The organism is Paraburkholderia sp. RAU6.4a (assembly GCF_050435625.1).
In the GTDB taxonomy this organism is placed as follows: Bacteria; Pseudomonadota; Gammaproteobacteria; order Burkholderiales; family Burkholderiaceae; genus Paraburkholderia; species Paraburkholderia tuberum.
Genome location: NZ_JBNDKQ010000002.1, coordinates 2,206,536 through 2,229,616, shown reverse-complemented (window position 1 = coordinate 2,229,616; position 23,081 = coordinate 2,206,536). Strand labels below are relative to the sequence as shown.

The 23,081-nt window shown below is 64.8% G+C and carries 19 protein-coding genes and 1 pseudogene; 15 read left to right on the top strand and 5 right to left on the bottom strand.

Annotated elements, in window-relative coordinates; all coding sequences use genetic code 11:
• Window positions 1-166 precede the first annotated feature (166 nt).
• Window positions 167-499 carry a divalent-cation tolerance protein CutA gene (gene cutA / locus OKW40_RS15085; protein WP_090802155.1) on the top strand — a complete coding sequence of 111 codons (333 nt, stop codon included), beginning with the start codon at window positions 167-169 and terminating at the stop codon, window positions 497-499.
• On the top strand, window positions 492-2,372 hold the full coding sequence (gene dsbD / locus OKW40_RS15080; protein WP_429490371.1) for a protein-disulfide reductase DsbD: 1,881 nt from the start codon (window positions 492-494) through the stop codon (window positions 2,370-2,372). The genes cutA and dsbD overlap by 8 nt, the downstream gene beginning before the upstream one ends.
• 123 nt (window positions 2,373-2,495) lie before the next feature.
• On the opposite strand, the gene hemB is transcribed toward dsbD, so the two are convergent.
• Both hemB and yihA read right to left on the bottom strand, forming a co-directional pair.
• On the bottom strand, window positions 2,496-3,494 hold the full coding sequence (gene hemB, locus OKW40_RS15075; protein WP_429356259.1) for a porphobilinogen synthase: 999 nt from the start codon (window positions 3,492-3,494) through the stop codon (window positions 2,496-2,498).
• 278 nt (window positions 3,495-3,772) lie between these two features.
• Window positions 3,773-4,435 carry a ribosome biogenesis GTP-binding protein YihA/YsxC gene (yihA, locus tag OKW40_RS15070; protein ID WP_018420165.1) on the bottom strand — a complete coding sequence of 221 codons (663 nt, stop codon included), beginning with the start codon at window positions 4,433-4,435 and terminating at the stop codon, window positions 3,773-3,775.
• A 220-nt stretch (window positions 4,436-4,655) separates the two neighbouring features.
• Here yihA and OKW40_RS15065 point away from each other — a divergent pair, with 220 nt between their 5' ends.
• The 5 genes from OKW40_RS15065 to msrQ all read left to right on the top strand — a co-directional run bounded on the left by OKW40_RS15065 (window position 4,656) and on the right by msrQ (window position 10,765).
• Window positions 4,656-5,309 carry a c-type cytochrome gene (locus OKW40_RS15065; RefSeq protein ID WP_184036008.1) on the top strand — a complete coding sequence of 218 codons (654 nt, stop codon included), beginning with the start codon at window positions 4,656-4,658 and terminating at the stop codon, window positions 5,307-5,309.
• Between the two features lie 118 nt (window positions 5,310-5,427).
• Complete coding sequence (locus tag OKW40_RS15060; protein WP_429490369.1) at window positions 5,428-7,638, top strand: cytochrome c biogenesis protein ResB; 2,211 nt, start codon at window positions 5,428-5,430, stop codon at window positions 7,636-7,638.
• 4 nt (window positions 7,639-7,642) lie between these two features.
• Window positions 7,643-8,857, top strand: a complete 1,215-nt coding sequence (gene ccsB, locus OKW40_RS15055) for a c-type cytochrome biogenesis protein CcsB (protein WP_429490367.1) — start codon at window positions 7,643-7,645, stop codon at window positions 8,855-8,857.
• 206 nt (window positions 8,858-9,063) lie between these two features.
• Window positions 9,064-10,059 carry a protein-methionine-sulfoxide reductase catalytic subunit MsrP gene (gene msrP / locus OKW40_RS15050; RefSeq protein WP_184065483.1) on the top strand — a complete coding sequence of 332 codons (996 nt, stop codon included), beginning with the start codon at window positions 9,064-9,066 and terminating at the stop codon, window positions 10,057-10,059.
• 10 nt (window positions 10,060-10,069) lie between these two features.
• Complete coding sequence (msrQ, locus tag OKW40_RS15045; protein ID WP_429408110.1) at window positions 10,070-10,765, top strand: protein-methionine-sulfoxide reductase heme-binding subunit MsrQ; 696 nt, start codon at window positions 10,070-10,072, stop codon at window positions 10,763-10,765.
• A gap of 111 nt (window positions 10,766-10,876) precedes the next feature.
• On the opposite strand, the gene lysA is transcribed toward msrQ, so the two are convergent.
• Complete coding sequence (lysA, locus tag OKW40_RS15040; protein ID WP_429490366.1) at window positions 10,877-12,139, bottom strand: diaminopimelate decarboxylase; 1,263 nt, start codon at window positions 12,137-12,139, stop codon at window positions 10,877-10,879.
• 9 nt (window positions 12,140-12,148) lie between these two features.
• Entirely contained in the window at window positions 12,149-12,493 is a 345-nt protein-coding gene (lptM, locus tag OKW40_RS15035) for an LPS translocon maturation chaperone LptM (RefSeq protein WP_090802141.1), read from the bottom strand.
• Between the two features lie 35 nt (window positions 12,494-12,528).
• Here lptM and cyaY point away from each other — a divergent pair, with 35 nt between their 5' ends.
• Window positions 12,529-12,849, top strand: coding sequence for an iron donor protein CyaY (cyaY, locus tag OKW40_RS15030; RefSeq protein WP_429490364.1), 321 nt, complete (start codon window positions 12,529-12,531; stop codon window positions 12,847-12,849).
• Between the two features lie 95 nt (window positions 12,850-12,944).
• Here cyaY and OKW40_RS15025 read toward each other — a convergent pair whose 3' ends face one another.
• Entirely contained in the window at window positions 12,945-15,341 is a 2,397-nt protein-coding gene (locus tag OKW40_RS15025; RefSeq protein ID WP_429490362.1) for a penicillin-binding protein 1A, read from the bottom strand.
• A 271-nt stretch (window positions 15,342-15,612) separates the two neighbouring features.
• Between OKW40_RS15025 and pilM the strand changes: the two genes are divergently transcribed.
• The 7 genes and pseudogenes from pilM to OKW40_RS14990 all read left to right on the top strand — a co-directional run bounded on the left by pilM (window position 15,613) and on the right by OKW40_RS14990 (window position 23,028).
• A complete protein-coding gene (gene pilM / locus OKW40_RS15020) occupies window positions 15,613-16,602 on the top strand; it encodes a pilus assembly protein PilM (RefSeq protein WP_429490360.1) in 990 nt (329 codons plus the stop codon).
• Window positions 16,599-17,285: a fimbrial assembly protein gene (locus OKW40_RS15015; protein WP_429490358.1), complete on the top strand. Its 687-nt coding sequence runs from the start codon at window positions 16,599-16,601 to the stop codon at window positions 17,283-17,285. Before pilM ends, OKW40_RS15015 begins: the two co-directional genes overlap by 4 nt.
• A complete protein-coding gene (locus tag OKW40_RS15010) occupies window positions 17,282-18,214 on the top strand; it encodes a hypothetical protein (protein WP_429490356.1) in 933 nt (310 codons plus the stop codon). Before OKW40_RS15015 ends, OKW40_RS15010 begins: the two co-directional genes overlap by 4 nt.
• Window positions 18,211-19,930, top strand: a pseudogene (gene pilQ, locus OKW40_RS15005) (type IV pilus secretin PilQ). The gene OKW40_RS15010 and the pseudogene pilQ overlap by 4 nt, the downstream one beginning before the upstream one ends.
• A 114-nt stretch (window positions 19,931-20,044) precedes the next feature.
• The gene (locus OKW40_RS15000) at window positions 20,045-20,596 is read left to right on the top strand and encodes a shikimate kinase (RefSeq protein WP_090802131.1); all 552 of its coding nucleotides are present in this window, start codon (window positions 20,045-20,047) and stop codon (window positions 20,594-20,596) included.
• Between the two features lie 8 nt (window positions 20,597-20,604).
• Window positions 20,605-21,681 carry a 3-dehydroquinate synthase gene (aroB, locus tag OKW40_RS14995; RefSeq protein WP_429490355.1) on the top strand — a complete coding sequence of 359 codons (1,077 nt, stop codon included), beginning with the start codon at window positions 20,605-20,607 and terminating at the stop codon, window positions 21,679-21,681.
• Between the two features lie 144 nt (window positions 21,682-21,825).
• Window positions 21,826-23,028, top strand: coding sequence for a deoxyguanosinetriphosphate triphosphohydrolase (locus OKW40_RS14990; RefSeq protein ID WP_429408501.1), 1,203 nt, complete (start codon window positions 21,826-21,828; stop codon window positions 23,026-23,028).
• Window positions 23,029-23,081 lie beyond the last annotated feature (53 nt).

Here is a 23,081-nt window from a genome sequence, read left to right as displayed (position 1 = left end):
AGGCGCATCGCCTGGCTTTTTTGTTTTCTGCGGCGGATTTTTCATTGATAGCGAAAGCCGCTTCGCAGTGACCAAATGTCGCGGCCGCACCGCGTGGCGCCCTGCAGGGCGACAGGGCCAGGTGATACGATATCGGGATCGAAATCCTGCGCCGCCGGAGCTTGGTGTGAGTGTGAATGTGACCTTGGTGCTGACAACGGTGCCGGATGCGGCCGGCGCTCAAAAGCTCGCAGCCGACGCGCTCGCCGCTCGCCTTTGCGCGTGCGTCACCCAGCTAGGCAGCGTGCAGTCGAGCTATCACTGGCAGGGCGCGATCGAAACCGCGCAGGAAATCCAGCTGCTGTTCAAGACCAGCGCCGCCCGCGCGCTCGAACTGGAGCAATACATTCAGGCTCACCATCCCTACGGCACGCCGGAAATCCTCTCATGGCAAGCGACGGCCTCCGCCGCCTACGGCCAGTGGATCACTGCTGAAACCCAACGCCCTGTTCATGTTTAACGGTCTCGACCGGCGCGCGCGCGCTGCGCTGCGCACCGCATTCTTTCTGCTCGGCTGCGCGTTGCTCGCGCAAGTCGCCACGCTCGCGCGCGCCGCGGACGACTTCCTCGACCCGTCCGTCGCGTTCCGGTTCAGCGCGACCGAGGCCCCCGGCCAAGTCGTCGTCACCTACAAGATTGCGGACGGCTACTACATGTACCGCGAGCGCTTCGCGTTCGCGACCCGCAACGGCACGGCGACGCTTGGCGAGCCTGAACTGCCAGGCGGTCATGTGAAGTTCGATCAGACATTCAACAAGAATGTCGAGACGTATCGCAACGAGCTGACGATTCGCATTCCGGTCAAGCAGGCTGCCGGACCGTTCGATCTTGCGGTGACGTCGCAGGGCTGCGCCGACGCGGGCATCTGCTACCCCCCGATGGAGCGCGTGTACCACGTGAGCAGCGAGGCGCTGCAGCTGGCTGGCAGCGGGGCGGCGACCCCAACCGCGCAACAATCCGCCGCCACTGACGACGAACCTTGGTACGAACGCGCCACCAGCGCCGATTACGCGCAGTCGCTGCTGCAGCGTGGCGGTTTTTTTGCGATCGTCGGGCTTTATTTCGTTGCCGGCGCCATTCTGAGCTTGCTGCCGTGCTCGTATCCGATGATTCCGATTCTGTCGGCGATCATCATCGGTGAGGGAGCGCGCGTTACGCGCAGGCGTGGCTTCGCGCTGTCGCTCGCGTATGTAGTCGGGATGGCGCTCGTGTACACGGTGCTGGGTGTCGTGGCGGCACTCGTCGGGCAGAGTCTCGGCGCATGGCTGCAGAACCCGTGGGTGCTCGGCGCGTTCGCCGGCCTTCTGACGATTTTCGCGCTGCTGCTGATCGCCGGTGTGGATCTCGAACTGCCGCCGCGCTGGCGCGATCGCATGTCGAGCGCGTCAGCGGGACGCTCGGGTGGCAAATTTACCGCGGTCGCCGTGATGGGCGCGCTGTCGGCGCTGGTGGTCGGCGCCTGCATGACCGCGCCGCTTTTTGCGGTGCTCGCGTTCATTGCGCATACCGGCAACGCCGTGCTCGGTGGCGCGGCGCTGTTCTCGATGGGCATCGGGCTCGGGCTGCCGCTGCTGATCATTGGCCTCGGCGCGGGTACACTGCTGCCGCGCGCGGGCAAGTGGATGGACAGCGTAAAAGTGTTCTTTGGCGTCGTTCTGCTGGCCGCGGCGCTGTGGATTGTTTGGCCGGTGCTCGGCGGGGCGGCGTCGATGCTGTTGAGCGCCCTCTGGCTGCTGATCGCCGCGGTTGCGCTCGGCCTGTTTTCCAAGCCGGTTGCAGGCGCCTCGATATGGCACCGGCTTGGGCGGGCGGTCGGCGTCGTGATGGCGGTTTGGGCAGCCGCGCTTCTAGTTGGCCTCGCGGCGGGATCGTTGGATCCGCTGCGACCGCTGGCGGTGCTCGCGGCTCGCGTCGGCAATCAGGCGAGCATCGCGAAGGATGGCTCCAGCGCGGCCGCAACGGCGCCGCAAAGCGAATTGACGTTCGCGCCGGTACGTTCATCGGATCAGCTCGACCAGGCCGTCAAAACGGCGGCGCAGCCAGCCATGCTCGATTTTTACGCGGACTGGTGCGTGAGCTGCAAGGAGATGGAGAAATTCACCTTCAGCGACCCGCGCGTTCAGGCGAAGCTGAAGCAGATGAATCTGCTGCGCGCCGACGTCACTGCGAACAATACCGACGACCAGGCGCTGCTCAAGCGCTTCAATCTGTTCGGGCCGCCGGGGATTATTTTTTTCGATCAGGGTGGCAAGGAAGTGCTGCGGGAGGTCGGCTACGAATCGGCGGATAAATTCCTGCGCACACTGGATCGGGCGAGTGCATCGGGGGTGTAATCGAAGGCCGCGGGGCGTTGCAAGACCGCCGCTTCGCAAACGGCAGCACAAAAAAACGGAGGCGAAACCCTAAGGTTCGCCTCCGTTTTTTTCTCGACGGCCGCGCGCTAAACCGCGCCTGGCTTACTTCTGCGAACGCAGGATCTTCGCGGCATCCAGCGCGAAATACGTCAGCACGCCGTCCGCGCCTGCACGCTTGAACGCGAGCAGCGATTCCATCATCACCTTGTCGTGATCGAGCCAGCCATTCTGCGCGGCGGCCTTCAGCATGGCGTATTCGCCGCTTACCTGGTACACGTAGGTGGGGAACTGGAACTCGTCCTTCACGCGACGCACGATGTCCAGATACGGCATGCCCGGCTTGACCATCACCATGTCCGCGCCTTCGTTGATGTCGGCCTGCACTTCGCGCAGCGCCTCGTTGGAATTTGCCGGGTCCATCTGGTAGGTCATCTTGTTGCTCTTGCCGAGGTTCGTCGCGGAACCGACGGCATCGCGGAACGGGCCGTAGAACGCCGAAGCGTACTTCGCCGCGTACGCCATGATGCGCGTGTGGATGTGGTCCTCGCTCTCGAGCATTTCGCGGATCGCACCAATGCGTCCGTCCATCATGTCCGACGGCGCGACGATGTCGACGCCGGCTTCCGCCTGCGCACGAGCCTGCTCGACGAGGATCTCGACGGTTTCGTCGTTGATCACGTAGCCGGCTTCGTCGAGCACGCCGTCCTGACCATGGCTCGTATACGGATCGAGCGCCACGTCGGTGAGCACGCCGAGCCCCGGAAAATTCTTCTTCAACTCACGCACCGCGCGCGGGATCAGGCCCGCCGGGTTGGCCGCTTCACGGCCTTCGGGCGTCTTCAGCGAGGGCTCGATCGCGGGAAACAGAGACAACACCGGCACGCCCAGTTCGACGCACTGCCCGGCGACGCCCATCAGCAGATCGACCGACACGCGCTCGACGCCCGGCATCGACGGCACGGCTTGCCGCACGTTGGTTCCCTCGACGATGAACACGGGGTAAATCAGATCGTTGGTCGTGAGGAGGTTTTCGCGCATCATGCGACGCGAGAAGTCGTCACGGCGCATGCGGCGCGGACGGTAGTGCGGGTAGAAGCTCATATCGAATCGAAGATCGTGGATAGGTGGAGTGGACAAATAGCACCTGGCTCCGCTCCCGGAAACTTTTCGAGACAATGGTATATCATACCGATCGAGCAAGGCGCCTAGCGCTGACCTCCCCGCTTCTCCTCCCTGAGCGGGTGCCTGTCGTTTTTCGATTAGGCTGTTTGACCCGCCGTTCAAGCGGCGGGTTTTTTTATGCGCGGCCGCAAACGCGCTCTGACGTGGGTTTTACAGGCATATCACGCGTGCCGCGGGATTCCTGCACTGATATGCGTTCAGCCCGCGGCCGGCGTTTCGCCTGTTTCGCCCGCTGCCTCCGGGATCAGCCAGCTCTCGATCAGCTCATGCGCTTCATCGAGCCCCGTTCGCTTGAGCGCCGAAAACAGTTGCGCGGTGAGTTCGCCGCGATAGCCCGCAGCCCGATATTCGGCCAGTCCCTTCTGCGCGGTGCGCAACGCGTTCGTGCTTTCCTGACGCGTCAATTTGTCGCATTTGGTGAGCAGCGTGTGGATCGGCTTGCCGGTCGGCGCGAACCACTCGATCATGCGCCGATCGAGATCCGTCAGAGGGCGGCGCGAATCCATCATGAGGATCATGCCGCGCAGTTGCGAGCGCGATTGCAGATACGTGGACAGCAGCGCTTCCCAGTGCGCCTTCGCCGCACCCGGCACTTCCGCATAACCGTAGCCCGGCAGGTCGACCAGATAGGCGGTCGGCTCATCCGCCTTGCCAACCGAAAAATAATTGATGTGCTGCGTGCGGCCAGGCGTCTTACTTGCGAATGCAAGTCGCTTCTGATTGCAGAGCACGTTGATCGCGGTCGATTTGCCCGCGTTCGAGCGTCCCGCGAAAGCGATCTCGGGCTGCGCGGTGGCCGGCAGGTCGCGCAGATGATTGACGGTGGTATAGAAGCGGGATTCGTGGAGCAGGAAGGGCATGGTGGAAGCCAGATTGGAGAAGCTGCGGAGCCCGCAGCGGGGACGGGGTCAAGCCCGACTGGCGTCTAAGCGATTAGCGAGTTATTGTACAATACGATGGTTTACTGAAAACCTTAGGAGGCCGCCCCACGTGCCTTGGCGGCTCCTGGCGGTCACTCGGTCGCCGTCGTCGTACTTTGCAGAACATCTAAAATCCCACAAGACGAGACAGGGTGTGCGAATGAATCGACTGTGCAAGACTCTGATGGTGCTTCATGTAACGGCAGGTCTTTCAGGTTTGGCAATTCAGGCACGAGCAGCAGATCCGGCAAAGCCGGACATCAATCGGGGGCAGGCAATCGCGGTACAGGTATGCGCGTCGTGTCACGGCGCAGACGGCAACAGTGCCGGCGGCGCATACCCGAAACTGGCGGGCCAGCATCCTGAGTACCTCGTCAAGCAGCTCAGAGATTTCAAGGCGCAGCCGGGCGCCAAACAGGCCGCGCGCAACAATGCGATCATGGCGGGCATGGCCGCCGCGCTTTCCGATCAGGACATGATCAACGTCGCGGCTTACTTCTCGACGCAGACGCCAAAGCCAGGCTATGCGCACAACAAGAAGACCGTCGCGGTGGGGCAGCAGATCTATCGCGGTGGGATTGCCGACCGCGGGGTGCCGGCCTGCGCGGCCTGTCACGGGCCCACGGGGCAGGGCATTCCGATCCAGTATCCACGCCTGTCGGGGCAGTGGGCCGAGTACTCGGTGACGCAATTGACCGCGTTCACGCAAGGTCCGGGCGCTCGTAATAACAACGACGCGATGCATGCGATAGCATCGCGTCTGTCGGACAACGAAATCAAAGCGGTTGCCGACTACATCGCGGGCCTGCATTAAGCGCTTCGTCCGCGCAAATCCAACCGGCCCGGCGAGGCCGGTGAAAAACAAGAAAAGGGTGAGGGTGTCGTCGCTACGACAGCCCTTCACCCTTTTTTGCTGTTCAGTCGGAGATTGAATGAGCGTCACCACGTCGGGTCTGCAGTCGAAGTCGGGCAATCGCGTCATGCGCAGCGCCATCGAGCTCCTGAGCTCGATGCGTTTCGCCATTGCGCTGCTCGTCATTCTGTCGATCGCCAGCATCATCGGTACCGTCCTCACGCAGGACGATCCGTATCCCAACTACGTCAACCAGTTCGGTCCGTTCTGGGCGGACATCTTCCGCGCGCTGAGCCTCTACACGGTGTACAGCTCGTGGTGGTTCATGCTGATTCTCGGCTTCCTGATGGTGTCTGTGTCGCTCTGCGTGATCCGAAATGCGCCGAAGATGGTCGCCGACGCGAAGAGCTGGAAGGACAAGGTTCGAGAAGGCAGCCTGCGCGCGTTCCATCACAAGGGTGAGTTCGCGGTGCACGGCACGCGCGCGCAGTCGGCGGCGGTGCTCGCAAGGTTGTCGACGAAGCTCGGCTACAAGTTCGTCACGCGCGAGTCGGACGGCGCGACGTTGATCGCCGCGAAGCGTGGCGCGCTGACGAAGTTCGGCTACATCTCCGCGCACCTCGCGATCGTCGTGATCTGCCTCGGCGGCTTGCTCGACAGCAATCTGCCGATCAAGCTGCAAATGTGGCTGTTCGACAAGTCGCCGATCAACTCGAACACGGTGATCAACGAGATTTCGCCCGAGCATCGGCTGTCGCAATCGAACCCGACGTTCCGCGGCTACGCGTGGGTACCCGAAGGGCAGCACGTGTCGACCGCGATCCTGAATCAGCCCAATGGTTCGCTGATCCAGGACCTGCCGTTTTCGATCGAGCTCAACAAGTTCATCGTCGATTACTACTCGACCGGCATGCCGAAGCTGTTCGCGAGCGACATCGTCGTGATCGATCACAAGACCGGCGCGCGCGTGCCGGCGCGCGTCGAGGTCAACAAGCCGTTCGAATACGACGGCGTGTCGATTTATCAATCGAGCTTCCAGGACGGCGGCTCGCAGATGCAGATGACTGCCTTCCCGATGTCCGGCCCGAGTGCAAAGCCCGCGCCGTTTGGCGGCACGATCGGCGGCAGCGCGCCGTTGAGCTCGGCCACGCCGCTGGCCGATGGCCAGACCGTCGAATTCACCGACTTCCGCGCGATCAACGTCGAAAACATCTCGAACGGCAACGGGCAGAACGATGCGCGCGGGGTTGTCGCGCAGCACTCGCTGAAGGAGGCGTTCGACGAGCGCCTCGGCTCCGGCGCGAAAACGTCGAAGCCGCTCGATCTGCACAACGTCGGCCCGTCGGTGCAGTACAAGATTCGCGGCAAGGATGGCCAGGCGCGCGAGTACAACAACTACATGCTGCCCGTCGACGTGAACGGCGAGAAAATGTTCCTCGCCGGCATGCGCTTGAATCCCGACGACCCGTTCCGCTACCTGCGCATTCCCGCCGACAGCGGCGGCACGCTCAAGGAATGGATGAATCTGCGCGCCACGCTGGAAGACCCGAACCAACGGGCCATCGCCGCTCATCAATTCGCGCAGCGTTCGGTGCCGGGTTCAAATGCGGAGTTGCAGCAACATCTGGAGGAAAGCGCCTTGCGCGTGCTGACCCTTTTTGCGGGCGCCGACAGCAGCATGAAGATGCCGAATGGCGAAACGCTCGGCGGCTTCCAGGCGGTCGCTGGGTTTATCGACCGCTCGGTACCGAAGGGCGAGCAGGAAAAGGCGGCGGGCCTGCTGCTTCGCATGCTCGAAGGCGTGACGTGGGACTTGTGGCAACTGTCGCGCCAGCGGCTCGGCGAGCCCGCCGCGCCGGCCGATGCGGACACGAGCCGCTTCATCCAGAGTTCGCTTAATGCGATTTCCGACAGCTTTCTGTATGGATCGCCGGTCTATTTGCAGCTTGACTCATTCAAGCAGGTGCAAGCTTCGGTATTTCAGTTGACGCGCGCGCCGGGCAAAAAAGTCGTGTATCTTGGCAGCCTGCTTCTCGTATTGGGCATCTTCTCGATGTTCTACGTTCGCGAACGGCGTCTGTGGTTCTGGCTCAAGGACACGGACCACGGCACGAGCGTCGTAATGGCGATGTCGAGCGCGCGTAAGACGCTAGACTTCGAGAAAGAGTTCGTCCAGACGCGGGCCGCCGTGAGCGCCGCATTGGGCGCGAAACTCATCGAAGCAGCCGATGCCAGCCCGGCCGGTCAGGCCGCCGCTGCGTCGGCAAGCTCACAGGATTCGACCCGGTAAGATCATGGACTTGACTCAGGTTTCCTCCTCTTCCTCTTCTTCTGCTTCACGCGCCGACAAGGCGTTTGCGAGCAGCACGCCCGAACTCCCGAACTTCGACGAACGGCCGTTCCTGAAACGCCTGGGTATCGTCGACTGGCTGTTCGCGCTCGTGCTTGTCGGGGGCGCCGGGTTCGCGCTGTCGCGCTATTACCCGTTCATGAACTACTACGACAAACTGGTGCTGATGTGCTCGGTGCCGGTTTTCGTCGTGCTCGGCTGGCGCTGGAAGCCGGTGCGTCCGCTGATGGTGGGAATCGCCGCGCTGTCGCTGCTCGCAATCCAGATCTACCACGGCGATCTGAGCCGCGCCGACAACGCTTTCTTCCTCAAGTATTTCCTGTCGAGCCAGTCCGCGATCCTGTGGATGAGCGCGCTCTTCGTATTCGCGACCGGGTTCTACTGGATCGCGCTGCTGTCGCGCTCGCCGACCGGCGCCGCGATCGGCTCGACGATGACGTGGGCGGCGGTGCTGATGGGCTTCGTCGGCATGATGGTGCGCTGGTACGAGTCGTATCTGATCGGCGCGGACGTCGGCCATATTCCGATTTCGAACCTCTATGAAGTGTTCGTGCTGTTCAGCCTGATCACCGCGCTGTTCTATCTGTACTACGAGCAGCACTACAACACGCGCGCGCTCGGCGCGTTCGTGTTGCTCGTGATCAGCGCAGCCGTCGGCTTCCTGATGTGGTACTCGGTCGCGCGCGACGCGCAGCAGATCCAGCCGCTCGTGCCGGCGCTGCAAAGCTGGTGGATGAAGATTCACGTGCCGGCGAACTTCATCGGCTATGGCAGCTTCGCGCTGTCGGCGATGGTCGGCGTCGCATATCTGGCGAAGGAACGCGGCGTGCTCGCGGATCGTCTGCCGGCGCTCGACGTGCTCGACGACGTGATGTACAAGTCGATCGCGGTCGGCTTCGCGTTCTTCACGATCGCGACGATTCTCGGCGCGCTGTGGGCCGCCCAAGCCTGGGGCGGCTACTGGAGCTGGGACCCGAAGGAGACGTGGGCGCTGATCGTGTGGCTGAACTACGCGGCCTGGCTGCACATGCGTATGATGAAGGGCCTGCGCGGCGCGCTCGCCGCGTGGTGGGCGCTGACCGGGCTGCTGGTCACGAGCTTCGCGTTCCTCGGCGTGAACATGTTCCTGTCGGGCTTGCATAGCTACGGCAAGCTGTAAGATCCGCCGCGCTGAACCGACTAAGAACCGCCGCGTGCTTTCGCACCGGCGGTTTTTTTATGGCCGATGGAATATTCGTTGCTCCCCGGTGTTCGCCAGTCGAGCACCAGAGCAACTACCCATGGATGACAGACGCCCCCAAAGGGGCGATCATCAATAAGGCTCCGCAACGCGCGCGACGCGGCGGGCCGGCAAGGAGTAGCACGATGTGGATCAAGCGAAGCGACAGAATTCAACTGACCGGCGATGACATCGCGCGCAGCGAAATCGCGCCGCGGCACGTGTTCGAGAACCGGCGACGCATCCTGCAGGCGGCGGGCGCGATGGCGCTCGGCGGCCTGATCGGCGTGAGCGGCGAGGCGCTCGCGACCTACTCGTCGCCCGATCCGAAGGCGCAGAAGCTCGCGGCGAAAACCAACACCAGGTTCGTCGCGCTCGACAAGATCACGCCGTACAAGGACATCACCACCTACAACAATTTCTACGAGTTCGGCACCGATAAATCCGACCCCTCGCAGCGCGCGGGCACGTTGCGGCCGCATCCGTGGAAGGTGAGCGTCGAGGGCGAGATCAAGAATCCGAAGGTGTACGACATCGACGATCTGCTGAAGCTCGCGCCGCTCGAGGAGCGTGTGTACCGGCATCGCTGCGTCGAAGGTTGGTCGATCGTGGTGCCGTGGATCGGCGTCTCGCTGTCGGAGCTGATCAAACGCGTCGAACCGACCGGCAATGCAAAGTACGTGCAGTTCATCACGCTCGCCGATCCGTCGCAGATGCCAGGGTTGTCGGCACCCATACTCGATTGGCCGTACTCCGAAGGCCTGCGGATGGACGAGGCGATGCATCCGCTGACGCTACTGACGATGGGCCTCTACGGCCAGGTGCTGCCGAATCAGAACGGCGCGCCGGTGCGCGTCGTGGTGCCGTGGAAGTACGGCTTCAAGAGCGCGAAGTCGCTTGTGAAAATCCGCTTCGTCGAGAAGCAGCCGCCGACGAGCTGGAACACGTACGCGTCGAACGAATATGGGTTTTATTCGAACGTGAATCCGAATGTCGATCATCCGCGCTGGAGTCAAGCCACTGAACGGCGCATCGGCGAAGACGGCTTTTTCACGCCGAAACGCAAGACGCTGATGTTCAACGGTTACGGCGATCAGGTCGCGTCGCTCTATCAGGGCATGGACCTGAAGAAGAACTTCTAGGGCGAGCGCGATGGTTTCCGATACGCAAACTGTCACCCGCACCGAGCCTGCGACGCGGCGGACGTCGTCGGCGGCGAAGCCGCGTTCCACCGGCGGCGCGCGCTGGGTCGTGCCCACCAAAGTCGCAGTCTTTATCGCGGCGCTCTATCCTCTCGCGCGCCTCGTGCTGTTCGGCCTGACCGACCGGCTCGGCGCGAATCCGATTGAATTCATCACGCGCTCGACCGGCCTGTGGACGCTCGTGTTCCTGTGCATCACGCTCGCGGTGACGCCGCTACGCCGTCTGACCGGCGTCGCCGCGTTCGTGCGTTTGCGCCGCATGCTCGGGCTCTACACGTTCTTCTACGCGACGCTGCATTTCACCACGTACCTGTGGTTCGACAAGTGGTTCGATGTTGCGGAGATTCTGAAGGACATCGGCAAGCGGCCGTTCATCACGGTGGGCTTCGCGGCGTTCGTGCTGCTGATCGCGCTCGCGGTCACGTCGCCGCGCGCGATGGTGCGCAAGCTCGGACGTCGCTGGCAAACGCTGCATCGCGCGATCTATGCGATCGGCGTGCTCGCGATCCTGCATTTCTGGTGGATGAAGGCGGGCAAGCACGACCTGCTGCTGCCGAAGATCTACGGCGCGGTGATGATCGCGTTGCTGGGATGGCGGCTGGTGGTGTGGATACGTGAGCGGAGGATGGGAACGCGCCGACGATGATGGCGAGTTTATTGGCGTCACGCTGTTTCAAATAAAAATGGCGATGCCACCGTGGCATCGCCGTTTTCGTTGCTGCGCTCGACCTTCGCGCTCTGCCGCAGGGACTGACGTTTACGCCGGCAGTATTGTTTCATCCGCAAACAGCTGCTTGAGCTCTTCGCGCGCGCGAACCACATGCGCCTGTGTACCATCCACCATCACCTCGGCGGCGCGCGCACGGGTGTTGTAGTTCGAGCTCATCACGAAGCCGTACGCGCCGGCCGAGCGGATCGCGAGCAGATCGCCGGGTTCGACCGCGAGCAGCCGCTCGCGGCCGAGCCAGTCGCCGCTTTCGCAGACCGGGCCGACCACGTCGTACACATGCGCGGGGACGTCGCGCTTCACGACCGGCTCGATGGCGTGATAGGCGTCGTACATCGCGGGGCGCGCGAGATCGGTCATCGCCGCGTCGACGATCGCGAAGTTCTTGTCCTCGCCCGGCTTCAGAAACTCGAGACGTGTGAGCAGCATGCCCGCATTGCCGACCAGCGAGCGGCCCGGCTCGAAATAGACTTCGCGGTGACCGTGGCCGCGCGCTTCGATGCGATCGAGCACCGTGCGCACGAACTCACCGATTTCCGGCGGCGTTTCGTCGTCGTAGGTGATGCCCAGACCGCCGCCGACGTCGATATGGCGAATCGACACGCCGTCCTGCTCGATCTGCTCGACGAGTTCCAGCACCTTATCGATCGCGTCGAGATAGGGCGCGACTTCGGTGATCTGCGAGCCAATATGGCAGTCGATGCCGATCACCTCGAGATTCGACATCGCCGCGGCCGCCTGGTAGGTGGCACGCGCATCTTCGAACGCGACGCCGAACTTGTTGGTCTTGAGTCCGGTGGAAATGTACGGATGCGTTTTCGCATCGACATCGGGATTCACGCGCAGCGACACCGGCGCTTTCTTGCCCATCTCGCCCGCCACCGTGTTGAGGCGGTCGAGTTCGGGAATCGATTCGACGTTGAAGCATTTGACGCCCGCCGCGAGCGCGTCGCGCATTTCGCTTGCCTGCTTGCCAACGCCCGAAAACACGGTGTTTTCCGCTTTGCCGCCAGCCGCGAGCACGCGCGCGAGCTCGCCGCCCGACACGATGTCGAAGCCCGCGCCGAGGCGCGCGAACACGTTCAGCACCGCGAGATTGCTGTTGGCCTTGACGGCCACGTGCACGCTCGCGCGACGCCCCGCGCAGGCGCCCGCATAGGCGTTCCACGCAGCGGTGAGCGCGGCGCGTGAATAGACGTAGAGCGGCGTGCCGAACTGCTCGGCGAGGGAAACGGCGGACACGCCTTCGGCGTGCAATACGCCGTCGACGTAGTCAAATGCGGATCGAGTCATGCGAAAGTCTTATTGAACGGAAGGGACGGCAGAGGCGGGCAGCGGCACTGCGGGAGCCGATGCCGCCGAAGCGGGCGGCGCCGCGAGCTGGTCTTCGGGGGCGAGCGTGAGCGGCGTGCCCGAGGTGTCCGGGATCGAACCCGTGTCGGCCGCGCTGCCGCTAGCCGGTTGCGTTCGATCGGTCGATGGCGTTTGCGTGCGGTGAGCCGGCGGGGCAGGCATCGGCGGTACGGTCGGCAGATAGAGTGAGCCGCGTTGGCCGCAGCCGGTAAGCGCACAACCTGCGAGAATGACTAAAACCGCTACAATCGCGCGGCCGGGCGCTGCCGCGCGCATCCGAGTTACGACTCGCATGACTGTCCCTGAATGAATAATCGATGGAGTTTAGCATGTCCGATAGTGATTACCTGACCCGTGCGGAAGCCGTGCTGGCCGCCATCGAGAGCGCGCTCGACGACATCGACGCCGACATCGAGCTCGAGCGCAGCGGCAACGTTTTGACGCTCGAATTCGAGAACTGCACGAAGATCATCGTCAACCTTCAGCCGCCGCTGAGCGAGATCTGGATCGCGGCGAAGGCCGGCGGTTTCCACTTCCGTTTCGTCGACGGTGAATGGCGCGACACGCGCAGCGGCGCGGAGTTTTTCGCGGCGCTGTCGCAGTATGCGACGCAGCAGGCTGGCGAGCCGGTGCGGATCGCCGCGCTATGAGCGCGGTGTAATCAGCGCGAGACGCTCTCAAAACAAAACCGCCGCGTAACGAACGCGGCGGTTTTTTTCTTTTCTAGCGGGACATCGACGCAGCCTCAGTGCCCGCGGAACAGATTCATGATGTCCTGCTTTTCCTGTTCGCCGACCTGTTCCGGCGCGGCGGCTGCCGCGCTCGCCTCCGCATCGAGCGTCGCCTGACTGACGCCGACCGTCGCGATGAAGCCGTGGCCCGGTGTGAACTCGTCGAAATAAAGCTCCGAGCCGATTTCGCTGACGTCGTCGGGGCGTGGCATCTTGTACTCGGGCACCCCCTTCAGCGCGCGTCCCATGTACTCGATCCACACCGGCAGCGCCAGGCCGCCGCCGGTTTCCTTGTCGCCGAGGCTGCGCGGGTTGTCGTAGCCGATCCACGCGATCGCGGTGAGCGTGTGCTGATAGCCGGCGAACCACGCGTCGCGGGAATCGTTGGTCGTGCCGGTCTTGCCGGCAAGATCGGTGCGCTTGAGCACGTTGCTCTTCGCCCCGGTGCCGTGCTGCGCGACGCTTTGCAGCAGGCTGTTCATCACGTAGGCGTTGCGCGGTTGGATCGCGAACGGCGCGCTTTGCCCGGCCACGAGCGGCTGCGCGTGCGCGACGACGATGCCGCGCTGATCGGTGACCTCCGCGATCAGATACGGATTGATCCGGTAGCCGCCGTTGGCGAACACCGAGAACGCACCGGCCATTTGCAGCGGCGTCACGAGACCCGCGCCGAGCGCCATCGGCAGATAGGCGGGATGGCGGTCCGCGTCGAAGCCGAACCGCGTGATGTATTGCTGCGCGTACTTTGGCCCGATCTGGTTCAGGATGCGGATCGACACGAGGTTCTTCGATTTCTGCAGCGCGGTGCGCATCGTCATCGGACCGTCGAAGCCGCCCCCGTAGTTTTTTGGCTCCCACGCCTGGCCGCCGGTTTCGGCGGCGCTGAAGAAGAGCGGCGCGTCGTTGATGATCGTGGCGGGCCCGAGGCCCTTTTCGAGCGACGCCGAATAGATGAACGGCTTGAAGCTGGAGCCCGGCTGACGCCACGCCTGCGTCACGTGATTGAACTTGTTCTTGTTGAAGTCGAAGCCGCCGACCAGCGAGCGGATCGCACCGTCCTGCGGCACCACCGAGATGAACGCGCCTTCCACCTGGGGCAATTGCGTGATCGACCAGTCGCCCTCGTCGTTCTTCACGAGCCGCACGATCGCGCCGGGCCGGATGCGCTGATTCGGCTGCGCGCGAGGGCCGAGCGCGAACTGCGCATAGCGCAGGCCGTCGCCCTGAATGGTCGCGACATTGCCGTCGATGAACGCCGCCTGGACCTGCTTCGGGCTCGCCGCCGTGACGACGGCCGCGATGATTTCGCCATTGTCGGGATGTTCGAGCAGCGCGTCGTCGATGGCCTGCTCGCGCTCGTCGGCGTCGGCCGGCAGATCGATGAACGCCTCCGGGCCGCGATAGCCGTGACGGCGCTCGTAGTCCATCAGGCCTTTGCGCACCGCGTGGTAGGCGACGTCCTGATCGGCCGAGTCGATCGTGGTCACGACGTTCAGGCCGCGCGTGTAGGCTTCCTCGCGATACTGCGCGTACATCATCTGCCGCACCATTTCCGCGACGTATTCCGCGTGCACGCTGTACTCCTTGCCCATGCCCTTCACGACGAGCCGCTGCCGGCTCGCCTCGTCGTACTGTTCCTGAGTGATGTAGTGCAATTCGTACATGCGCTGCAGGATGTACTCCTGGCGCACCTTCGCACGCTTCGGATTGACGACCGGGTTATACGCGGAGGGCGCCTTCGGCAGACCGGCGAGCATCGCCGATTCGGCGAGCGTCAGGTCCTTAAGATCCTTGCCGAAGTACACGCGCGCGGCACTCGCGAAACCGTACGCGCGCTGACCGAGATAGATCTGATTCATGTACACCTCGAGAATCTGATCCTTGCTCAGCTTCGACTCGATCTTGTACGCGAGCAGCATCTCGTAGATCTTGCGCGTGTACGTCTTCTCGCTGGACAGAAAGAAATTGCGCGCGACCTGCATCGTGATCGTGCTCGCGCCTTGCGTCGCATGTCCGTTGGTCAGCGCGACGAAGCCGGCTCGCGCGATGCCGGTGAGGTCGACGCCACCGTGCTCATAGAAGCGCGCGTCCTCGATCGCGAGGATCGCTTTCTTCAGGCTGTCGGGCACATCCTGGATGTGCACGATGTCGCGCCGCTCCGCGCCGAATTCGCCGATCAGCACGTGGTCGGCCGTATAGATTCGCAGCGGCACTTTGGGCTGATAGTCGGTCAATGCATCGAGTGACGGCAGGTTCGGCGTCGCGACGACGAGCGCATAGCCGAGCACCAGCGCCACGCATACGATGCCCGCCACGATCAACCCGACAAAGCCGAGGATCAGCTTCAGCCATAACGGACGTTTGCGCTGTTTCGGCGCGGGCGGCGGGGACGCAGGAGACGTGGCTTGCATAGGAGTACCGGAAAAACAGTCCCGCGATTATAGCCGCCAGGGTTTTTCTGCTTTCGACAAGCTTACGAATAACGCGCAATCGGCACACGCCAGGCGGCGCGGGAATGACTTCGCTGTAGTCCCAACTGTAGTCGCTTTGATGTCGCGCGGGGCGGCTTCGCATCCGCGTTAGCCATTCGGCTGAATGTCGTTAGGACGTGCGTCTGCCGACAATGATCCCTCGTTACTCGCGTTCGAATGGTTCGTCGCGTGAGTCAGAGGGAGGGGCGGTATGGCCTATAAAAATTCGTGGCTTCAGGCGGTGCGGGAGGGCCGGCAGCGTTTCGCCGCCGGCATCGATGTCGGTTCGCAAAACGTGCGTCTCGTCGTGGTGAGTCAACGCGCCCGGGGCGCGCTGCATCTCGAACATATGAGCACGGTGCCGCTCGCGGCCGGCACCATGGCGGGCGCCGAGATCGTCGATCGGCAGGCCGTCGCGCGGGCGTTGCGCGATGCGTTCGCCGGTTTGCCGCGCGTATGCGCGACGCACGCGCTGCGCTGCGCGATGGCCGTGCCTTCGTCGGCCACGCTGACGACGACAGTGCCGCTCGCGCGGCTCGCCGCTCAGAGCGACTGCGAGGGGGAGGACGGCGGCGTTGCGCTCGCCGGACTTGCGCCCGCGGTGATGGGAGAGGCGGAGCGCATCGCCGGCCTCGAGCGTCATGCGCTCGCGGTCGACTGGTACGTCGACGAGACGCCGTCGCCGGTGCGCTCGGTCAAGATCGCCGCGACCGCGCGTCAGCATCTCGAAGCGCGGATCGAATGCGCCGCGACCGCAGGGATTTCGCTGTCCGCGATCGATGGCGAACCGCACGCGGCATTGCGCGCGCTGCGCCACGCGGCCAGTCGCGAGCTCGACCCGAACGAGCCGTACGCGGCGGTGTGGGTCGGTACGGACGGCGTGTACGGCTGGAGCGTCGTCGATGGCGCGAGCGTCGGCGAGATGCGCTACCCGGCGCCGGAGCATGCCGATCTCGCCGACGCGTTGCGCGATCTCATGCGCGGGCCGGAGTTCGACTGCGCGCTGATTGGCGGCGAAATCGATCTGCTCGACGGCGTCGGCTTTTCACTCGCCGATATTGGCGACGTGCTCGGCTGCTCGGCGCTGCCGTTCGAATGCGCGCTGCTCGGCAGCCACGCGCGGCCGCTCGACGACGCCTTGCTGCACGAGCCGGCTGGCGCGGTCGCGTTTGGGCTCGCGTTGCGCGGGGTGCTGGAATGAAGGCCGTTCTGTCGTTTTCGTCTGGCGTCGCCGCGAGTGCCGATCAGCGCGCCGCTGTACCGTGGCTGGGCGGCTTCAATCTGCTGCCGTATCGCCAACGCAACGCGCGACTCGCGCGGCGCCGCTGTATGCGCGACTGGGCTGTGGCTGCTTGTGTCGGTGCCGCGGGTGTGTCGCTCGTCGCCGGTTGGCAGAGCTTCGCCGCAGCGCGGCTCGATGCGCGGCGCGCGGCGGCCGGGCAGGCGCTGACTCCGCTCGCCGTGCCGCTCGCGGAGCACGCGAAGCTGTCGCGGGCCGAACAGGATGAGCGCGAAGCCGCGGCGCGCGCCGCGAGTCTCGCGAGGCCGCTCGCACATCTGCGCGATCTGCTCGACGCGCTGAGCTTCGAACCCGGCGATCGCGTCGTGTTGCGGCAGCTGCGCCAGCGCGAGTACGAGACTGAATTGCTGGCGACTTCGAGTGACCATATCGCGTCGGCTGAGTGGCTCAAGCGGCTCGGCGCGATCCACGGCGTGCAGGGCGCGGAGATGCGTGATCTGCATCGGCCGACGGGGAAGGGCGGCGCGTCGACGGAACAGGCGATAGGCGGACCCGTGGAGTTCGATGCGCGCCTGCGCTGGGGCGATCCGCCGCACAAAGCGACGCGCGCCCTGAAGGCCGCACGAACGGGAGGTGCGCGATGAGCACGACCTTTTTCGAGGCGGGTGGTGCGGCGCATGGGTCCGCGGGTTTTTCGCGCTGGGTCAAGCAGGCGCGTACGCCGCTCGAGGCGTGGAGCCGGCGCCGTCGCTGGCTCGTCGCGGCGACGCTTGCCGCGCTCGTGTTCGGCGTCGGCGCGTACGGCTGGAACGCGGCTGATCTCGCCGGACTGGAAGCGAGCCGCGCAGCGCTCGCGGTCAGCACGCAGCGTCTCGCACACGCGCGGCACACGCTCGCACAGCTGCCGTCGCTGCGCCGTGCAGCCGCGGCGATGCCGGCCACGGCGTCGAGCGCCGTGTCGTGGAACTCCGCCGACGACGTGCGCATCGTCTCCGAGCTGGCCACGCAAAGCGGCGTCGCGCTGCTTGCGGTGGAACCGGGCGCGGCGAGCGGCGAGGGCGTCGAGCGGATGCGCGTGCTGCAGCTCACCGCGCGCACCGACTTCGTTCACCTGATGGCGTTTTTCCACGGGCTCGCGCAACTGCCGGTGCTGATCGTTCCCGTCGACGTGACCGTCAAGCAGGACGGCAAAGGGCTCGCGGTGGCCGCGACGCTGCAGGTGTACGCCGCGCTGCGACCGGTGCCCGACACCCCGGCTGCGAGCGCCGAGGCGAGCCCTGACGCCGACGAGGCTGCCGACGATGACGACGAAGGCCTCGTGTTCTTCGATCCGTTTGCGAAGTCGCAGATCTCCGCGAGCGGCGAGCTGGGCGATGCTTCTGAGTTGCGCCTTGTCGGTTTGCTGCGCGATCGTACCCGCGGGCTCGCGCTGCTCGACACGCCAGACGGCACGACGACGGTCGCGGCCGGGCAACGACTGGGCGTCGAGCGGGTCACACAGCTCGACGCGCTTGGCATTACGCTCGCGAACGGCGGCGCGACGCGCACGCTGACGCTGACGGAGGCGTCATGATGCGCCCGCTCAAGCGATGGAGCGTCGCGACGCTGGGTGTCGGACGCGAGGTCCGCGTCGTCTCCGGGCGGTGTTTCGGGCTCTACGTCGCCGCGACGCTGGGTGCCGGCGTCGCACAGGCAGCGACGCCACTGCTGCTGCCGCCGTTGCCGACTTACGCGGCGCTCGACGACCCGGCCGTATCGGCCAACACCGCCTACGAGACGGCGCCGTTGCCGAGCGGCGGCATCGGCCAGGCGGCCAATCCGTTCGGCGACGTTTCCACGCCAGGCGCGGCCCAGGAGCCGGACACGCTCCAGCCGGCCGCGCGTTCCGCGATAGCGCCCGACGCTTCCCCGGACGACGTCGCCAACGGCCCAATGCCGCCGCCTTCGCCAAGACAACCCGCCACCCCCGGCTCGCGACGACAGTGCCGGCACGCCTGGTCTCGAAGGCCCGCCGGTCCCGCTGCCGCCGCGGCCGCGCCTCGCCGACGCATCGGCGAGTGCGGACTCGGGCCTTCCCGCGGGCAACGAGCCGATCTCGCTGAACTTTCAGCGTGCGCAACTTGGCGCGGTCCTGAAAGCGTTCGCCGAGTTCACCGGCCTGAACATCGTCGCCAGCGACAAAGTGCGCGGCGCCGTGTCGATACGTCTCGACAAGGTGCCGTGGCGCACCGCGTTCGACACCTTGCTCGACGTCAACAATCTGGCGATGGAGCGCCACGGCAACGTAATCTGGGTCGCGCCTGCCGCCGAGCTCGCCGCGCGCGAACGTCAGCGCTTCGAAGCCCACGCGCGCGCCGCGGACCTCGAGCCGCTCGCGAGCCGCACGTTCGAGCTGCACTACGCGCACGCCGAGGACGTGCGTCGCCTGCTGACCGGTTCCGGCACCCAGCGCGTGCTGTCCAAACGTGGCGCCGTCACCGCTGATCCGCGCACCAACCTGCTGTTCGTCACCGATCTCGCGGGGCGGCTCGAGCAGATCGCGGCGCTGATCGCTTCCGTCGACCGGCCGACTCGCCAGGTGCTGATCGAGGCTCAGATCGTCGAAGGCGACCAGGGCTTTTCGCGCAATCTCGGGGTGCGGCTGTCGCTCGCCGGCACCAGCGCGGACGGTACGTCGAGAGGGCTGACGGGTGGGACGGACGGCTCCGTGTACGATCTGTCGGCCCGACCGATCTCCGGATTCGATGCCGCGACCGCCGGCCTCACGCTGTTCGCGGCTCACGCGACCCGGCTGCTGAATATCGAACTCTCGGCGCTCGAGTCCGAAGGGCATGGGAAAATCGTGTCGAGCCCACGGGTCGTCACCGCGGACCGGATGAAGGCGATCGTCGAGCAGGGCACCGAGCTGCCGTATCAGGCGAAGGTCGGCCAGGGCGTATCGGGCGTGCAGTTTCGTCGGGCGACGCTCAAACTGGAGGTCGAGCCGCAGATCATGCCGGATGGCCGCGTGGTGCTCGATCTCGACGTCGCGAAGGACAGCGTCGGCGAGCAGACCGACGCCGGGCCCGCGATCAACACCAAGCACGTGCAAACGCGCGTCGAGGTCGAGGACGGTGGTACGGTGTCGATCGGCGGAATTTACGAGACCGACGACCGTGACGACGTCGAGCGGGTGCCCCTCCTCGGCAAAATACCGGTTCTGGGCGCATTGTTCCGCCATCGGACTCATCGCGACACGCGTAGCGAACTGGCGGTTTTCATCACACCGCGCGTGGTGCGGGAAAATTAGGGCATATAGGGCACGCATGCACCGCCGTCCGCCGGCGGCGCGCAGGCTCGACAAGGCAGCCGCTTTGCCAGTAAGCTGCGGCACGAACTACACCGGATTAGCCAGAGGACACCGTTGCAAGCGCGGGACGCACACGCCAATGTTTTTTTCGTAGGGCTCATGGGGGCAGGAAAAACCACTGTGGGTCGGGCGGTTGCGCGCCGTCTCGAGCGCCCGTTCTTCGATTCCGACCACGAAATCGAGGCGCGCACGGGCGCGCGCATTCCCGTGATCTTCGAGCTCGAGGGCGAAGCGGGCTTTCGCGATCGCGAAGCGAGCGTGATCTCCGAGCTGACCGGGCGCGACAATATCGTGCTCGCGACCGGCGGCGGTGCAGTCCTGCGGCCGGAAAACCGCGAAGCGTTGAAAAGCCGTGGCCTCGTGATCTATCTGCGCGCCAATCCGCATGACCTGTGGCTGCGCACGCGGCGCGACAAGAATCGCCCGCTGCTGCAAACGGAAGACCCCAAGGCGCGCCTCGAAGCGCTCTATGAAGTGCGCGACCCGCTGTACCGCGAATGCGCGCACTTCGTGATCGAAACCGGCCGGCCCTCGGTCAACGGACTCGTCAACATGGTTCTGATGCAGCTCGAGATGGCCGGCGTCGCCAAACATCCTGCTTCATAATGGACCGTATGATTACCGTCAACGTCGAACTGGGCGAGCGCGCCTACCCCATCCATATCGGTGCCGGCCTGATCGGCCAGACCGCGCTGTTCGCGCCGCATATCGCCGGCAACTCGGTCACGATCGTCACCAATAGCACCGTCGATCCGCTCTACGGCGACAAGCTGCGCGCAGCGCTTGCGCCGCTGAACAAGCAGGTGTCCACGGTGGTTTTGCCGGACGGCGAAGCACACAAGAATCTGCAGACGCTGAACCTGATCTTCGACGCGCTGCTCGGCTCGCGCGCCGACCGCAAGACCACGCTGATCGCGCTCGGTGGCGGTGTGATCGGCGACATGACCGGGTTTGCCGCCGCCTGCTACATGCGCGGCGTGCCGTTCATCCAGGTGCCGACCACGTTGCTGTCGCAGGTGGATTCGTCGGTCGGTGGCAAGACCGGCATCAATCATCCGCTGGGCAAGAATATGATCGGCGCGTTCTACCAGCCTCGGGCGGTGATCGCTGACATCGGCGCATTGCGTACGTTGCCCGAACGCGAACTCGCGGCGGGCATCGCCGAGGTCATCAAGACCGGCGCAATCGCCGACGCCGGATTCTTCACCTGGATCGAGGCCAATATCGAGGCTTTGAACCGCTGCGAACCGGAGGCGTTGACCGAGGCAGTCAAACGCTCGTGTGAGATCAAGGCGTCGGTGGTGGCGCAGGACGAGCGCGAAGGTGGTCTGCGCGCGATCCTCAACTTCGGTCACACGTTCGGCCACGCGATCGAAGCCGGACTCGGCTATGGCGAGTGGCTGCACGGCGAGGCGGTCGGTTGCGGAATGGTGATGGCGGCGGATCTGTCCGTGAGGCTCGGCCATCTCGATGAAGCGTCGCGCAAGCGGCTCGTCGACGTCGTGCTTGCCGCGCATCTGCCCACTCATGCTCCCGCGCTCGGCGCGGATCGTTACATCGAGCTGATGCAGATCGACAAGAAGGCGGAAGCCGGCGCGATCAAGTTCATTCTGCTGAAGCGTTTCGGTGAGACACTGATCACCCGCGCGCCCGACGCCGACGTGCATGCGACGCTGGCCGTCGCCGTCTAGATTCAACACGGCCCTGCAGCCACGCTTCACGCACCCGCGTCACGAGGCGCCGCCCATGTTTCGGAGGACCCGGTGACTGACAGGCGCAGCGACGATATCCAGCATGACACGACGAGCGCGCGCGCAGGCGCCGGGAACGGCGTCATCGCCGCCACGGTCAGCGCCGCGGATGCCGCTGCCGCGGTTGCCACACCCGCCGTCCCCGCGCCGACCCAGCAGGCGCTCGAAGCGCATCTTGCGCCGTACGCGGCGCATTCGAGCCAGTCGCGTGGGCGTCGCTATGCGGAAACCGCGCCGAGCGCGCGTACCGAGTTTCAGCGCGACCGCGACCGCATCGTCCACTCGACCGCATTCCGGCGGCTCGAATACAAGACTCAGGTATTCGTCAACCACGAGGGCGACCTGTTTCGCACGCGCCTCACCCATAGCCTCGAAGTTGCGCAGATCGCGCGCTCGGTTGCGCGCAATCTGCGCGTCAATGAAGATCTCGTCGAAGCGATTTCGCTGGCGCACGATCTCGGCCATACGCCGTTCGGCCATGCCGGCCAGGATGCGTTGAACGAATGCATGCGCGAGCATGGCGGCTTCGAGCACAACCTGCAGAGCCTCACGGTCGTCGACGAACTTGAAGAGCACTACGGAGCGTTCAATGGGTTGAACCTGTGCTTCGAGACGCGCGAGGGCATTCTCAAGCATTGCTCACGCGACAACGCGCGCCGGCTCGGGACATTGGGCGAGCGCTTTCTCGAAGGGCGGCAACCGTCGCTCGAAGCGCAGATCGCCAACGTCGCCGACGAAATCGCGTACAACAATCACGACGTCGACGACGGTCTGCGCTCCGGTCTGCTGTCGCTCGAGCAGCTCGCCGAAGTGGAACTCTGGCAGACGCACTGCGAGGCGGCGCGCGGCGACTATCCGCAGATCGAGGGGCGTCGGCTGATTCACGAGACGGTGCGGCGCGTGATCAATACGCTGATCGTCGATCTGATCGAAACGACGCGGGCCAATCTCGCGCGCTACGCGCCGGCGTCACTCGACGACGTGCGCGCGGCGCCCCCGCTCGTCGCGCACAGTGATGCGATCGCCGCGCAGGCCGCGGCGCTCAAGCGCTTCCTGTTCAGAAACATGTACCGTCACTATCGCGTGATGCGCATGGCCAACAAGGCACGCCGCGTCGTGGTCGGCCTGTTCGACGCGTTCACCGACGACCCGCGGCTGCTGCCGCCGGACTATCAGTCGGCCGATGCGACGCGTCAGCCGCGTTTGATCGCGCATTACATCGCGGGGATGACCGATCGTTACGCGCTGAAGGAGTATCGGCGGCTGTTCGTGATCGACGATAACTAGCCGCTGGCGGCTGGGCGCGGCAAGGGGTGTAACGTTCAGCGTTGCCGCATCGA

Coding starts and splice junctions, on each gene's coding strand:
- lptM (WP_090802141.1), bottom strand. CDS start 12,493: ATGCGAGTCGTAACTCGGATGCGCGCGGCAGCGCCCGGCCGCGCGATT.
- msrQ (WP_429408110.1), top strand. CDS start 10,070: ATGGTTTCCGATACGCAAACTGTCACCCGCACCGAGCCTGCGACGCGG.
- pilM (WP_429490360.1), top strand. CDS start 15,613: ATGGCCTATAAAAATTCGTGGCTTCAGGCGGTGCGGGAGGGCCGGCAG.
- lysA (WP_429490366.1), bottom strand. CDS start 12,139: ATGACTCGATCCGCATTTGACTACGTCGACGGCGTATTGCACGCCGAA.
- aroB (WP_429490355.1), top strand. CDS start 20,605: ATGATTACCGTCAACGTCGAACTGGGCGAGCGCGCCTACCCCATCCAT.
- ccsB (WP_429490367.1), top strand. CDS start 7,643: ATGGACTTGACTCAGGTTTCCTCCTCTTCCTCTTCTTCTGCTTCACGC.
- OKW40_RS15010 (WP_429490356.1), top strand. CDS start 17,282: ATGAGCACGACCTTTTTCGAGGCGGGTGGTGCGGCGCATGGGTCCGCG.
- OKW40_RS15015 (WP_429490358.1), top strand. CDS start 16,599: ATGAAGGCCGTTCTGTCGTTTTCGTCTGGCGTCGCCGCGAGTGCCGAT.
- dsbD (WP_429490371.1), top strand. CDS start 492: ATGTTTAACGGTCTCGACCGGCGCGCGCGCGCTGCGCTGCGCACCGCA.
- OKW40_RS15065 (WP_184036008.1), top strand. CDS start 4,656: ATGAATCGACTGTGCAAGACTCTGATGGTGCTTCATGTAACGGCAGGT.
- cyaY (WP_429490364.1), top strand. CDS start 12,529: ATGTCCGATAGTGATTACCTGACCCGTGCGGAAGCCGTGCTGGCCGCC.
- hemB (WP_429356259.1), bottom strand. CDS start 3,494: ATGAGCTTCTACCCGCACTACCGTCCGCGCCGCATGCGCCGTGACGAC.
- OKW40_RS15025 (WP_429490362.1), bottom strand. CDS start 15,341: ATGCAAGCCACGTCTCCTGCGTCCCCGCCGCCCGCGCCGAAACAGCGC.
- yihA (WP_018420165.1), bottom strand. CDS start 4,435: ATGCCCTTCCTGCTCCACGAATCCCGCTTCTATACCACCGTCAATCAT.
- OKW40_RS15060 (WP_429490369.1), top strand. CDS start 5,428: ATGAGCGTCACCACGTCGGGTCTGCAGTCGAAGTCGGGCAATCGCGTC.
- msrP (WP_184065483.1), top strand. CDS start 9,064: ATGTGGATCAAGCGAAGCGACAGAATTCAACTGACCGGCGATGACATC.